The sequence below is a fragment of the Micromonospora sp. C31 genome (assembly GCF_018070575.1).
In the GTDB taxonomy this organism is placed as follows: Bacteria; Actinomycetota; Actinomycetes; order Mycobacteriales; family Micromonosporaceae; genus Micromonospora.
Genome location: NZ_JAGPXN010000007.1, coordinates 109263 through 122067 on the forward strand (window position 1 = coordinate 109263; position 12805 = coordinate 122067).

Genomic DNA, 12805 nt, shown 5'->3' on the forward strand with positions numbered 1-12805 from the left:
GATGTCGGACTTCTGGTGGGTGGTGGCGGCGACGCTGGTCGGGCTGGTCGCGGCGTACCTCGTCTGGACCGCCGGCCGGGTCGGCCGGCTGCACGCGCGGGCGGAGCTGGCGGCCCGCGCCCTGGAGGCCCACCTGCTGCGCCGGGCGGCGGCCGCCGCGGTGCTGGCCGAGCGCCGCTACGGCGTCGAGTTGTACGCGGCGGCGCGGATCGCGCTGGACGCCGAGCCGGACGAGCGGGAGGCCGCCGAGAACGACCTCACCCGCCAGTTGCGGGCGGTGGACCTGGACCCGGGGGATCCGGACTGCGAGGCGGTGATCGCCGCCAGCCGGCGGTTGGCCCTGGCCCGCCAGGTGCACACCGACCTGGTGCGCGACGCCCGCGCGGCGCGGGGCCGCCCGCTGGTGCGGCTGTTGCGGATGGGGCGCCGCCGACCGTGGCCGCGCTACTTCGACATCGACGACCCCACGCTCACCGTCCCGGCCGACGTCCCCGCCGGCTGACGCAGGCGCCGCACGCCGGGCGCGTCGTGATCAGGACCGCATGGACGTCATCCGGTCGTTCTGCGGTCCATGCCGTCCTGATCACCTCCGGCCTGCAACGGATCCGGGTGGGCGGCCGGGGCGGCGGACGGACCTCACGCCCGTGGGGGCGGGGCGCACGAGGGCGGTGACGACTGCCACAGTGCAGGCCACCGTGGGCCTGATTGGCTGTCGGAGCGGCGTTGGGGCCGTCGTAGCATTTCCGCAGCCACCCCCCCCCGAGCACGTTCGAGGAGCGATGACCCGTGCCCGAAACCACTGGCCAGAACGCTAGCGCCAGCCCCGTCACCGGCACCGCCCGCGTCAAGCGCGGCATGGCCGAGATGCTCAAGGGCGGCGTGATCATGGACGTGGTCAACGCCGAGCAGGCCAAGATCGCCGAGGACGCCGGTGCCGTCGCGGTGATGGCGCTCGAGCGGGTGCCCGCCGACATCCGCGCCCAGGGCGGGGTGTCCCGGATGAGCGACCCCGACATGATCGACGGCATCATCGAGGCCGTCTCCATCCCGGTCATGGCCAAGGCCCGCATCGGCCACTTCGTGGAGGCCCAGATCCTCCAGTCGCTCGGCGTGGACTACGTCGACGAGTCCGAGGTGCTGACCCCGGCCGACTACGCCAACCACATCGACAAGTGGGCCTTCACCGTGCCCTTCGTCTGCGGGGCGACCAACCTCGGCGAGGCCCTGCGCCGGATCACCGAGGGCGCGGCCATGATCCGCTCCAAGGGCGAGGCCGGCACCGGTGACGTCTCCAACGCCACCACCCACATGCGGAAGATCCGGCAGGAGATCCGCCGGCTGGGCTCGCTGCCGACCGACGAGCTGTACGTGGCCGCCAAGGAGCTGCAGGCCCCGTACGAGCTGGTCAAGGAGGTCGCCGAGAGCGGCAAGCTGCCGGTGGTGCTGTTCACCGCGGGCGGGATCGCCACTCCGGCCGACGCCGCGATGATGATGCAGCTCGGCGCCGAGGGCGTCTTCGTCGGCTCCGGCATCTTCAAGTCGGGCAACCCGGCGCAGCGGGCCGCCGCGATCGTGAAGGCCACCACCTTCCACGACGACCCCGACGTGCTGGCGAAGGTCTCCCGGGGCCTGGGCGAGGCGATGGTCGGCATCAACGTCGACGACATCCCGCAGCCGCACCGCCTGGCCGAGCGCGGCTGGTGAGCAGGGGCCCTTCCGCACGCCGCGGCGGCTGCCGGTGTCGCACCGCGTCCCCGGCGGGCGGAGGGGCCACCGCGGCAGGTCGACGAGAGGAACCGTGACATGAGCGACGCACCCGTCATCGGCGTGCTCGCCCTCCAGGGCGACGTGCGCGAGCACGTCGCCGCGCTCGCCGCGGCCGGCGCGGACGCCCGCCCGGTACGCCGCGCGCGGGAGCTGGACGAGGTGGACGGGCTGGTGATCCCCGGCGGCGAGTCCACCACGATCAGCAAGCTCGCCGACATCTTCGAGCTGCGCGAGCCGATCGACAAGCGCATCGCCGACGGCATGCCGGTCTACGGCTCCTGCGCCGGCATGATCATGCTGGCCAGCGACGTCCTCGACGGCCGACCCGACCAGCGTGGCTTCGCCGGCATCGAGATGACCGTGCGGCGCAACGCGTTCGGCCGGCAGGTCGACTCGTTCGAGGCGTCGGTGGGGATCACCGGCGTCGCGGGCGGGCCGTTGCACGCCGTGTTCATCCGGGCGCCGTGGGTCGAGCGGGTCGGCGACGGCGTCGAGGTGCTCGGCACGGTGACCGAGGGCCCGGCCGCAGGCCGGATCGTGGCGGTGCGGCAGGGCAACCTGCTGGCCACCTCGTTCCACCCGGAGCTGACCGGCGACACGCGGGTGCACGCGTACTTCGTCGAACTGGTCCGCGCCGCCCGCTGAGCGCGTCCGAGCCGCGTCGGGCGGGGTCTCCTCCTCGGGAGGAGCCCCGCCCGCGCCGTTCGCCCCGTGCCGGAGCACCGGTGCCCGGACGCCCCGTCGCCCCTGTTCAACCCGCACGGGGCCAGCCGACGCCGTGCCGCGCGTGACAGCCACCCGCCGGACGTCGGTAGGATTGCCGAGATTCGGCGGGGCCAGCTGCCCGTCACGGCTTTCCCGCAGGGCCGACCGGCACCACCGCGTGCGCCGGCGGGAGCGGGGCGTGCGCGGTCGGTCGATGCAGACGGCGGGTAGCAACGGAGGTAGCAGATGTCCGGCCACTCAAAGTGGGCGACGACCAAGCACAAGAAGGCGGTCATCGACGCCAAGCGCGGCAAGATGTTCGCCAAGCTGATCAAGAACGTCGAGGTCGCCGCGCGGACCGGTGGCGGTGACCCGGCCGGCAACCCGACGCTCTACGACGCCATCCAGAAGGCGAAGAAGAACTCGGTCCCCAACGACAACATCGACCGCGCCGTCAAGCGCGGCTCGGGTCTGGAGGCCGGCGGCGCCGACTGGCAGACCATCATGTACGAGGGCTACGGCCCGAGCGGCGTGGCGATGCTGATCGAGTGCCTCACCGACAACCGCAACCGCGCGGCGACCGAGGTGCGCACCGCGCTGACCCGCAACGGCGGCTCGCTGGCCGACGCGGGCTCGGTGTCGTACATGTTCTCCCGCAAGGGCGTGGTGATCGTCCCCAAGGCCGGCACGACCGAGGACGACGTGATGATGGCGGTCCTCGACGCCGGCGCCGAGGAGGTCAACGACCTGGGCGAGGCGTTCGAGGTGGTCTGCGAGCCGACCGACCTGATCGCGGTCCGCACCGCGTTGCAGGACGCCGGCGTCGAGTACGAGTCGGCCGAGTCGTCGCTGATCCCGAGCGTCAACGTCCCCCTCGACGAGGACGGCGCCCGCAAGATCTTCAAGCTGATCGACGTGCTGGAGGACTGCGACGACGTGCAGAACGTCTACGCGAACTTCGACGTCAGCGACGAGGTGATGGAGGCCGTCGGCTGACCCTGACGCCCCCGGTACGCGAGCCGGCACCGCCGCGCCCGCCGTCGATCCCCGGCTCCGGCCGGAGAACGGCGGCGGGCGGCTGCGTATCCGTGCCGCTCGATCCTGCTCAGCCCGGCGTCTCGCGCGAGCGCCACGCCGCCCGTACCGAGGTGCGGCCGTTGGTGCGCAGCAGCGAACCCTCGTACACCCGGGCCCCGGCGGCCACGAACGCGGCGGCCGCGACCAGCAGCAGGACCAGCGACACCAGCGGCTCCCAGCCGGCGGCGTCCCCGGTGAACAGCCGCAGCGGCATGGCCGTCGGCGCGGAGAACGGCAGGTAGGAGAGCACCCGCATGGCCGTCGCGTTGTCGTTCAGGAAGATCACCGCGAAGAACGGCAGCATGACCGCGAGTTGCACCGGCGTCGACACCCCCGCGATGTCCTCCTGGCGGTTCACCAGCGCCCCGGCCGCCGCCCACATGGCCGCGACCAGCACGAAGCCGAGCAGGAAGAACGGCAGGAACCAGCCGATCGCCGGGGCCAGCAGCGAGAGCAGCCCGCCGCTGTCGCCGAACTGCATTCCGACCAGGGCGACCAGGGCGATCAGGGCGATCTGCCCGAGCGCCAGTATCGTGCCGGCGATCATCTTGCCGGCCAGCAGCGCGCGTACCGGCACCGCGGCCACCAGGATCTCCACGATCCGGGTCTGCTTCTCCTCGACGATGCTCTGCGCGATCTGCACGCCGAAGGTCTGCGAGGTGATGAAGAAGATGAACGCGAAGGCGAACGGCACCAGGAAGGCCACCACCGGGTCCACGGCGTCGGGGTCCAGCAGCCGGACCGCGGGCTGCGTGCTCAGCGCCGTCACCACGTCGTCGGGGGCCTCGTCCATCGCCAGCACCGCCGGCCCGGAGACCACCGCCGCGTCGACGTCGCCGTCGCGTACGGCCTGCTCGGCGGCGCGGTCGTCGGGGACCGTACGCACCTGGAGCCCCGCCTCGCGCAGCGGGCCGGCAGCCGCCGCGGTCACCGCCACGCTCGACGGCCCGCCGGAGAGCAGCGGCGGCAGGATGGTCGCGGCGGCGGCGATCAGCAGGAAGAACAGGGTGCCGAACAGGAAGGTGCGGTCGCGCAGCTTGACCCGGATCTCGCGGGCGGCGACCAACCGGGTGGCCTGCATGGTGTTCACTGGGCGACCTCTCGGAAGATCTCGGTGAGGGACGGGCTGACCGGGCGGAACACGCGGACCGGGCCGCGGGCCAGTGCCGCGTGCAGCACCGGCTGCTCGTCCGCCCCGGGCGCCAGGTCGAACACGGCCCGCGCGCCGTCCAGGTCGACGAGGGTCACCCCGGGCTCGTCGCGCAGCCAGCCCGCGTCGGTCTGCACCACCAGCTCGTAGCGGGGCACGGTGTACGTGGCGCGCAGTTCCTCCCGGCTGCCGGCGGCCCGGATCACGCCGTCGGCGATGATCACCAGGTCGTCGCAGAGCCGCTCGACGACGTCGAGCTGGTGGCTGGAGAAGAGCACCGGCGCCCCCGCGGCGGCCCGCTCCCGCAGGACGGCGACGACCGTGTCCACGGCCAACGGGTCGAGGCCCGAGAACGGCTCGTCGAGCACCAGCACCTCGGGGTCGTGCACCAGGGCGGCGGCGATCTGCGCGCGCTGCTGGTTGCCCAGCGACAGGGTCTCCAGCAGGTCGTCGCCGCGCTCCGCGAGGCCGACCCGCTCCAGCAGCGCGTCGGTGCTCCGACCCGCCGCGACGGCGGTCATGCCGTGCAACCGGCCCAGGTAGGTCACCTGCTCCCGGACGCTCATCTTCGGGTAGAGACCGCGCTCCTCCGGCATGTAGCCGAAGCGGCGGCGGGCCTCCCGGGTCAGCGGCGCCCCCTGCCAGGTGACCGCGCCGGCGTCCGGGGCGAGCACCCCGAGGACGATCCGCATGGTGGTGGTCTTGCCGGCGCCGTTGCCGCCCACGAAGCCGGTCATCCGGCCGGCGGCCACGTCGAAGGACACGTCCTGGAGTACCCGTCGGTCGCCGAAGCTGCGGTCGACGCCGTCGAGGCGGAGCACATTGGTCACGGCGTCCACGCTAGGTCGTCGGGCGTCGCGCGCCGTCCGTCCCGGGATCGAGCGTGCCGTCCCCCTCGTGGCGGAGGCCGGTCAGCCGCCGGGGCGCACCACCCCGTGCTCGTAGGCGAAGACCACCGCCTGCACCCGGTCGCGCAGGCCGAGCTTGGCGAGCACCCGGCTGACGTGCGTCTTCACCGTCGCCTCGCCCAGGTGCAGCTCGGCGGCGATCTCACTGTTGCTGGCGCCGCCGGCGACCAGGACCAGCACCTCCCGCTCGCGGGGGGTGAGCTCGCGCAGCGCCTCCCCGGGAGCCGTCCGTCGCCCGCCGGGCGGCACTGGCTCCCCGGGGCGGGCGAAGGTGGCGATCACCCGCCGGGTGAGTTCCGGGGCGAGCAGGCCGTCGCCGCGGGCGAGCACCCGGATCGCCTCGATCAGGGCCTCCGGGGTGCCGTTCTTGAGCAGGAAGCCGCTGGCCCCGGCGCGCAGCGCGGCGAAGAGGTAGTCGTCCCGGTCGAAGGTGGTGAGGATCAGCACGGCCGGCCCGCCCGGCCCGTCGTCCTCGGTGGTGATCCGCCGGGTGGCCTCCAACCCGTCGACTCCGGGCATCTCCACGTCCATCAGCACCACGTCCGGACGCAGCGCCCGGGTCATGCTGGCGGCACGTCCCCCGTCGGCGGCCTCCCCGACGACCTCGATGTCGTCCTCCACCTCCAGGATGACCCGGAAGCCGGTGCGCACCAGGTGCTGGTCGTCGGCGAGCAGCACCCGGATCGGCCGGTCGGTCCCGGGCGCCGCGTGGTCGGCGCTCACGCCGGCCGCCCCGCCGGCATCGGCAGCGGGAACCGCGCCCGCACCCGCCAGCCGCCGCCGGTCCGCGGGCCGATCTCCAGCGCGCCGCCGTGGGTGGCGACCCGCTCGCGCATCCCGACCAGGCCGAGCCCGTCGGCGTTGGCCGGGCGGGTGGCCCGTCCGTCATCGGTCACGTCGACCTCCACCTCGTGGACCAGGTAGCGGATCCGCACGTCGAGCGCGGTCGCCCCGGCGGCGTGCTTGAGCGCGTTCGTCACGGCCTCCTGGACCACCCGGTACGCGGCCTGGGAGACCGACTCCGGCAGCGGCGTCGGCTCCCCGTACACCCCGATGGTGGCCCGGAGGCCGGCCTCGCGGGCGTGCTCGACCACGGCCGCGACCCGGTCGATCCCGGCTGGTCCCGGCTGGTCGGCGTGGTCCGGACCGCCGTCGCGGGCGCGCAGCAGGCCGAGCATCCGGCGCAGCTCGTCGACGGCGGTGCGGGCGGTCTCCTCGATGGCGCTCAGCGCGGCGCGGGCCTTCACCGGGTCCTTGTCGAACACCCGGCGGGCGGCGGACGCCTGCACACCCATCACCGACACGTGGTGGGCGACCACGTCGTGCAGTTCGCGGGCGATGCGGAGCCGCTCGCCGACCACGGCGTGCTCGCGGACCTCGGCCTGCGAGCGACGCAGCCGCTCCGCCTGGGCGGACAGCTCGTGCTGGCGGCGGGCCGCCAGCCACGCGGTCTCGCCGAAGAAGTACGCGAAACCGAAGTACAGCACGTTGACCAGGGCGCCACTGACCATCGCGGCGAGCACCGGGGGCACCGGGCCGACCGCCCTGGCGAACGCGTCGGCCGGGATGCTGGTGTAGGTGGTCGCGTAGTAGACCCCGAGCCACAGGAACATGGTGGCGATGACGCCGATCCGCAGCCGCCGGGACAGCCGCCGGTCCCGGCCCCACGCGCCCAGCGTGTAGAGGGCGGCGAAGAGCGCCCACGAGGCGAGCTGCGTCTCCGGGGCGGAGCGGGCCTGCGCGGCGATGAACGCGACCGAGACCACCAGCGTGACGGCGGCGGGGAACCGGCGTCGCCAGATCAGCGGCAGGGGCACCGCGACGGTCCAGAAGATCTGTTCCGGCCCGGACGGCGGCGGCCCGAGCAGGAACGCGCCGGTGCTACGGGCCAGGGTCAGGCTGAACAGCGCCAGGACGGTCGCGGCCAGCCCGGTGTAGACGTCCAGCCGGCGCTGCTCCGGGGTGGGCCCCGGTCGCCGCCAGTCCTCGTCGGTGTCGCTGTTCATCCAGGTCAGGATCTCATCCCGCCGCCGATCCGCCACCCGGCCGGGGCCCTCGGTGGTGGCGGATGCTGACGGTGGGCGGGCCGGTACGCGCGCCGGCCCGGCACGCGTGGGCGTGCCGGGCTGACGCGTCGGTCAGATCAGCCGCGGTCACGCCAGGTCTTGATGACGCTGTCGAGGACATCCCAGAACGCCACCAGCACGGTGCCGGCGATGACGGCGGCGGCCAGCAGGTCGAGGTGGTTGGCCTCGCCGAGCCACTCGAAGCGGGCGATCAGCTCGGGGTTGAGCAGCCGGTCGGTCGACGTCAGCCAGATCACCGGCACCGCGAACGCCAGGTTGAGCACCACGTTGGCCGCCACCAGCGGCCAGGTCCAGCGACCTGTGCGGTACTTCGCGAACTCCAGGCCGATGCTGGCCACCAGCACCGCGATCAGGAACGGGAGCCAGAAGTTCCACAGCGCCGGGTCGAGGATCGGCAGGTTCTCGCCACCGTCGGTGGAGACGAACGACCGGAAGTGCTGCATCACCAGGTAGGCGATGAGCAGCCCCAGGAAGGTGACCGAGGCGGCGATGTCGGCCAGGCTGATCTTGCGGTCGGGGGTGTTCTCGGGGAGCAGGTCGACGCTCCACTCGGGCAGGTGCAGGGGAGTCCTGGTGCGCTCCAGCACCGCGAAGACCACGGTCACCCAGAAGGAGATCTGGACCGCCACCTGGAAGGCGACGACGACGCCGGTGCCGACTCCCCTGCCCGTGCTGCCGCCTTCGGCGGTCGTCACGAGGCCGACCAGCACGCCGACCAGCACCGGGATGAAGCTGAGCAGCAGCTTCATCAGCCGCGACCAGGCCAGGTAGTAGGCCGGGCCGATGAGCTGCAACCGGCGGTCGGCGTAGCGGGCGGCGAGCTTGTCCGGGTCGCCCAGCTCCGTGAGCACCTCCCGTTCGGCGGCGGCGGCGTCCTGCCCACCGGCCGTGCGGCCCTCGACCATGTCCTCGATCGAGGCGCGCAGCTCGGTGGCGATCTCCGCACGGCGCGCGACCGGCACCGAGCGAAGGGTCGCGGCGAGGTATCGGTCGGTCAGGGTGGTCATCGGTCGGCTCCTTCGATCAGCCCGGTCAGGGAGGTCTGCACGGTGGCGAGGTCGGTGAGGAGCCGGCCCAGCACCGACTCGCCCTCCTCGCTGGTCCGGTAGAACTTGCGTGGCCGGCTCTCCTCGGTGTTCCACTCGCTGGTCAGCAGCCCTTGCTCCTCCAGCCGCCGCAGCAGCGGGTAGAGCGTGTTGGCGTCGACCGGGAAGCCGTGGTCGGAGAGGCGTTGCAGCAACGCGTAACCGTAGTCGGGGCGGCGCAGCGCGACGAGGCTCGCCACCACCACGGTGCCCCGACGCAACTCCTGGAGGTGCGTTCGCAGGATCTCATCGCTAACCATGCGTCACACGATACTGTGTGCCACACACTATCGTCCAGTGGAACAACATCGTGTGCGTCACCATCAGTGTGTTCGGACGGAGCAGGCGGCGGCGGACCCCTCGCCGGGATCCGCCGCCGTGGGACGACGAACGCTCAGCAGGACCGGCCCTCGCGGAAGCCGCGCTCGACGACGGACGCCGGCCCGACCTGGAGATAGCCGACCCCGGGCCGGAACGGGTGCCCGGTGAACAACTCGACCCGGGAGCCGACGCGCACCAGGTACGCCGAGGCGTCGCCCGCGTCGTTGCGGATCATCGAGCCGCGCGGGCCGTAGATCTCCTCCAGGGCGGTGAAGGACATGCCCACCCCCGCCCCGGCGGGCGTACGCGGCGGCGCGGAGGCGGTGCCCACCCCCACCAGCCGCCCGTCGCGGAAGGTCAGCAGGATCTTGCCCGCCCAGGCCCCGGTGACGCCGGTGTGGACCGTGCCGTCGCAGTCGGGGGCGACCCAGTCGATCAGGCCGGCCGCCGTGAGGCGGGCCAGGGCGGCCCCGATCCGGAACGGTCCGGCGCCCCGGACGCTGATGATCCGGACCTCGTCGCGCTCGGCGGCGACCCGGGCCGCCGTGCCGGGGGCGCCGGTCGGGTGGCCGGCGGCGACGGGCGGCCGGGGTGCGGCGGCGGCCGGGGCCGCCAGGGTGATCGGTACGAGCCCGGCCGTGGCCAGCAGGGCGGTGACGACGGTGTACGAGAGACGGTGCACGGGGATCTCCTCCTCGATGGTGCGGGTGTCCTTGTCCTCTTGGTCTCCCCGCCGACCGGATCGGTTCGTCGGGTTTCCGACCGACGCGCCGCGGGGCGGCCCGGCCGCGCTGTCGAGGGCTGCCGCCGGGCCGACGCGCCGTCTACTGTCGAGGCGGAACGGCGGCCGGCGGCGCCGGTGTCGGGGGTGGTGCGGTGACCAGTCCGGAGCGGATCGGGCCCTACCGGATCGAGCGGCTGCTGGGCACCGGGTCGTTCGCGACGGTCTGGCTGGGTTACGACCCGGTGCTCGACTCCCGGGTCGCGATCAAGGTGCTGGCCGAGAACTGGCACCACGACCTGCGGGTACGCGAACGCTTCCTCGACGAGGCCCGCCTGCTGCGCCGCCTCGACGACGAGCGGCTGATCCGTGTCCACGCCGCCGGCGAGTTGGCCGACGGCCGGCCGTACTCGGTGATGGCCTGGGCCGACGGTGGCAGCTTGCAGGACCGGCTGGCGGCCGGCCCGATGCCTCCGTCCGCCGCCCTGGACCTGCTGGCCGAGATCGCCGTCGGGGTCGCCGTCCTGCACCGCCACGGCGTGGTGCACCGCGACCTGACGCCGGGCAACGTCCTGTTCCGCTCGGGCCCGGACGGCGAGCGGGTGCTGATCGCCGACCTCGGGCTGGCCAAGGCCCTCGCCGCCGCCTCCGGTCTCACCGCCCGGGCCGGCACCCCCGGCTACATGGCCCCCGAGCAGGACGACCCGCTGGCCGTCGTCGACACCCGCGCCGACGTGTACGGCCTGGGCCGCCTCGGCCTGCGGCTCCTCGGCCCGGTCGCCGCCGTCGCAGCCGCCGGGGACGCAGCCGACGCCGACGCCGACGCCGCCGCCGACGCCGCGACTGCCGGCGACGGCGCGACTGCCGCCGCCGACGTCGACGCCGGTGCGACTGCCGGGGCCGACACCGGCGGTGGTGCGGCGACCGTCGCGCCCGGGGTGGCCGCGGTCCTGCGCCGGGCCACCGCGCGCCGACCCGCCGACCGGTACCCGGACGCCGCCGCCTTCCGTGTCGCCCTGCGGCACGCCGCCACCGGGCCGCCCGGGTCCGTCTGCCCGGCGTCGGCACCCGGGCCGCCCGGCCCGCCGCCTGCCCGGGTCGTCGCCGGCGGGTCACCGAGGAATTCGCGAGTCGCCCCCGCACCCACCGCCGGACCGTCCGGCAGCCCGCCCCGGCCTGCGCGTGCACGGGTACGGCCGGTCGCCCGGGGGCGGCTCGGCGTGCTGGCGCTGGGCGTGCTGGCCCTCGTCGGGGCCGGAGCCACGGCCGGGGACGGCACGACGGGCGGACGGGACACCGGGAGCTGGACGAGCGGGCGGGTGACCGTCGCGCTGCCGCCCGGATGGCGAGCCGTCGGCACCGGCTGGGCCGGCCGGTACGGCGACGACGGCCGGCTCGAACCGGCCCTGGTGATGTCGCCCGACCCGCGCCGGTGGGCGGCCGACCCGAGTGTGCCGGGCGCCTTCGTCGGGCTGTCGGCGGGCCTCGCCGCGCGGACCACCCCGGCGGGATTCGTAGCCGAGCGTCCGCACGCGGCCTGTGCCGCCGCGCCGGTACGCCGCACCCGGCAGGCCGGCGTGGAGTGGGTGGTCGCCCGGTTCACCTGCGACCAGGGCCGGCCCGAGATCGTCGAGGCCGCCGCGCTCGCCCCCGGCCGCACCGGCCTGATCTACGTGCAGGTCACACCCCCGACCGACAGTCGGGCCAACTTCGTCGACACCCTGCTGGCCGGGGTACGGGTGGGGTGAGCCCGCCGGTCACCGCACCACCACGGTGACCGTGTGCGTCGTGCCGCCCTGCGGGATCAGCACGGCCACGGCGCCGGGGCGGACGAACCGGATGTCGACCACCCCCGCCTCGTAGCTGCGGGAGACCAGGTCCTCCCGGTCCACGGTCACCTCGCCCGGGCCGATGCCGATGATCCGCAGCACCCCGGCGGTGGCGAAGCAGAGCGAGGTGAGCAGCGCCAGCTCGGTCTCGGCCAGCACCACGTCGTGGCGCACCGCCCCGAAGCAGGTGCCGGGCGGCCCGCTCGGCGACCGCGTCGTGCCCGGCGTACGCCCGGCGGCGGTCGTCGGGCGCGCGGCCGGCGGGGGCCGTCGGGCCGGGGGGACGACGGCCGACGTGCCGGGCCCGGACGACGGTAAGGCGGACGAGGGGGTGGCGGACGACGGGGTGGCCGACGGCGGGCCGGGGGAGCGGGAGGTCGGCGCTGCCGGTGTCTGCACTGGCAGGGGCGAGACGGGCGCCTCCCCGCCGCCGCACCCCGCGACGGCCACGGTCACGGCGACCACCGCGATCCCGACGAGCCGCCGCGCGCTCACCGCCGCCGCCGCTCGGCGGCGGGCTCGCCGGAGAGCCGGTGGCGCAGTTGTCGGCGGGCCTCGTGGATGCGCGACTTGACGGTGCCCTCGGGCAGGCCGAGCAGGGCGGCGATCTCCCGGTAGCCGAGCCCGAGCACGTCGCGCAGGGTCACCGCCTCGGCCAGTTCGGGACGGAGCGCGTCGAGGGCGTCGAGCAGGTCCAGCCGGGTGCCGGCGACCACGCTCGTGCGGCGCGGATCCACCGGCTCCGGCAGCGGTACGCCGCCGGCCTCCACCAGCCAGCGCCGCCGGAGCACCCGGTAGGTGGAGCGGGCCCGGTTGGCCGACAGCCGGTACAGCCAGGTGTGGAACGACGAGCGGCCCTCGAACCGGCCGACGCCCCGGGCCAGGGCGAGTAGCGCGTCCTGGCACGCCTCCTCGGCGTCCTCGCGGTGGGGCAGCAGGCGGGCGCAGAGCCGCAGCACCTCGGGGCGGACCGCGACCAGCAGCGCGTCGAGCGCCACGGGATCGCCGCGCGACGCCGAGGCGGCCAATTGTTCGACACCGTCCGGGAGGGGCATCAGGTCGTCCAATGCTCGCCGGATGCCGTCGGCTCAGGCTCCGGACACCGTCCGCTCAGATTACGGTCGCCGCCGCCGGACGGGGTGCCACGAGTCCGGG

At 74.5% G+C, this 12805-nt stretch carries 14 protein-coding genes; 5 read left to right on the forward strand and 9 right to left on the reverse strand.

From position 1 onward, the window contains the following. Position 1 precedes the first annotated feature (1 nt). From KBX06_RS11870 to KBX06_RS11885, 4 genes are all read left to right on the forward strand, one after another. The gene (locus KBX06_RS11870; RefSeq protein WP_210834531.1) at positions 2-502 is read left to right on the forward strand and encodes a hypothetical protein; all 501 of its coding nucleotides are present in this window, start codon (positions 2-4) and stop codon (positions 500-502) included. A gap of 284 nt (positions 503-786) precedes the next feature. Then, positions 787-1704, forward strand: coding sequence for a pyridoxal 5'-phosphate synthase lyase subunit PdxS (gene pdxS, locus KBX06_RS11875; RefSeq protein ID WP_210834532.1), 918 nt, complete (start codon positions 787-789; stop codon positions 1702-1704). Positions 1705-1803: 99 nt separating this feature from the next. Then, on the forward strand, positions 1804-2412 hold the full coding sequence (gene pdxT, locus KBX06_RS11880; protein ID WP_210834533.1) for a pyridoxal 5'-phosphate synthase glutaminase subunit PdxT: 609 nt from the start codon (positions 1804-1806) through the stop codon (positions 2410-2412). Positions 2413-2718: 306 nt separating this feature from the next. After that, positions 2719-3468, forward strand: coding sequence for a YebC/PmpR family DNA-binding transcriptional regulator (locus KBX06_RS11885; RefSeq protein ID WP_210834534.1), 750 nt, complete (start codon positions 2719-2721; stop codon positions 3466-3468). 109 nt (positions 3469-3577) lie between these two features. Here the strand turns inward: KBX06_RS11885 and KBX06_RS11890 are convergent, their stop codons facing one another. From KBX06_RS11890 to KBX06_RS28355, 7 genes are all read right to left on the reverse strand, one after another. After that, positions 3578-4639, reverse strand: a complete 1062-nt coding sequence (locus tag KBX06_RS11890) for an ABC transporter permease (protein ID WP_210834535.1) — start codon at positions 4637-4639, stop codon at positions 3578-3580. After that, positions 4636-5529, reverse strand: a complete 894-nt coding sequence (locus KBX06_RS11895) for an ABC transporter ATP-binding protein (protein WP_210834536.1) — start codon at positions 5527-5529, stop codon at positions 4636-4638. Before KBX06_RS11895 ends, KBX06_RS11890 begins: the two co-directional genes overlap by 4 nt. A gap of 81 nt (positions 5530-5610) precedes the next feature. Then, positions 5611-6330, reverse strand: coding sequence for a response regulator transcription factor (locus tag KBX06_RS11900; protein ID WP_210834537.1), 720 nt, complete (start codon positions 6328-6330; stop codon positions 5611-5613). Beyond that, the gene (locus tag KBX06_RS11905) at positions 6327-7613 is read right to left on the reverse strand and encodes a sensor histidine kinase (RefSeq protein WP_210834538.1); all 1287 of its coding nucleotides are present in this window, start codon (positions 7611-7613) and stop codon (positions 6327-6329) included. The genes KBX06_RS11900 and KBX06_RS11905 overlap by 4 nt, the downstream gene beginning before the upstream one ends. Positions 7614-7750: 137 nt before the next feature. Then, entirely contained in the window at positions 7751-8701 is a 951-nt protein-coding gene (locus KBX06_RS11910; protein ID WP_210834539.1) for a permease prefix domain 1-containing protein, read from the reverse strand. Next, positions 8698-9039 carry a PadR family transcriptional regulator gene (locus tag KBX06_RS11915; protein ID WP_089001033.1) on the reverse strand — a complete coding sequence of 114 codons (342 nt, stop codon included), beginning with the start codon at positions 9037-9039 and terminating at the stop codon, positions 8698-8700. The genes KBX06_RS11910 and KBX06_RS11915 overlap by 4 nt, the downstream gene beginning before the upstream one ends. A 134-nt stretch (positions 9040-9173) precedes the next feature. Next, positions 9174-9782, reverse strand: coding sequence for a hypothetical protein (locus KBX06_RS28355; RefSeq protein ID WP_210834540.1), 609 nt, complete (start codon positions 9780-9782; stop codon positions 9174-9176). A 194-nt stretch (positions 9783-9976) separates the two neighbouring features. Between KBX06_RS28355 and KBX06_RS11925 the strand changes: the two genes are divergently transcribed. Next, complete coding sequence (locus tag KBX06_RS11925; protein ID WP_210834541.1) at positions 9977-11569, forward strand: serine/threonine-protein kinase; 1593 nt, start codon at positions 9977-9979, stop codon at positions 11567-11569. Positions 11570-11578: 9 nt separating this feature from the next. Here the strand turns inward: KBX06_RS11925 and KBX06_RS27745 are convergent, their stop codons facing one another. Together KBX06_RS27745 and KBX06_RS11935 are read right to left on the reverse strand one after the other, a co-directional pair. Further along, the gene (locus KBX06_RS27745; protein WP_247685711.1) at positions 11579-11824 is read right to left on the reverse strand and encodes a hypothetical protein; all 246 of its coding nucleotides are present in this window, start codon (positions 11822-11824) and stop codon (positions 11579-11581) included. A gap of 317 nt (positions 11825-12141) precedes the next feature. Then, entirely contained in the window at positions 12142-12705 is a 564-nt protein-coding gene (locus KBX06_RS11935) for an RNA polymerase sigma factor (RefSeq protein ID WP_210834543.1), read from the reverse strand. Positions 12706-12805: the final 100 nt, after the last annotated feature.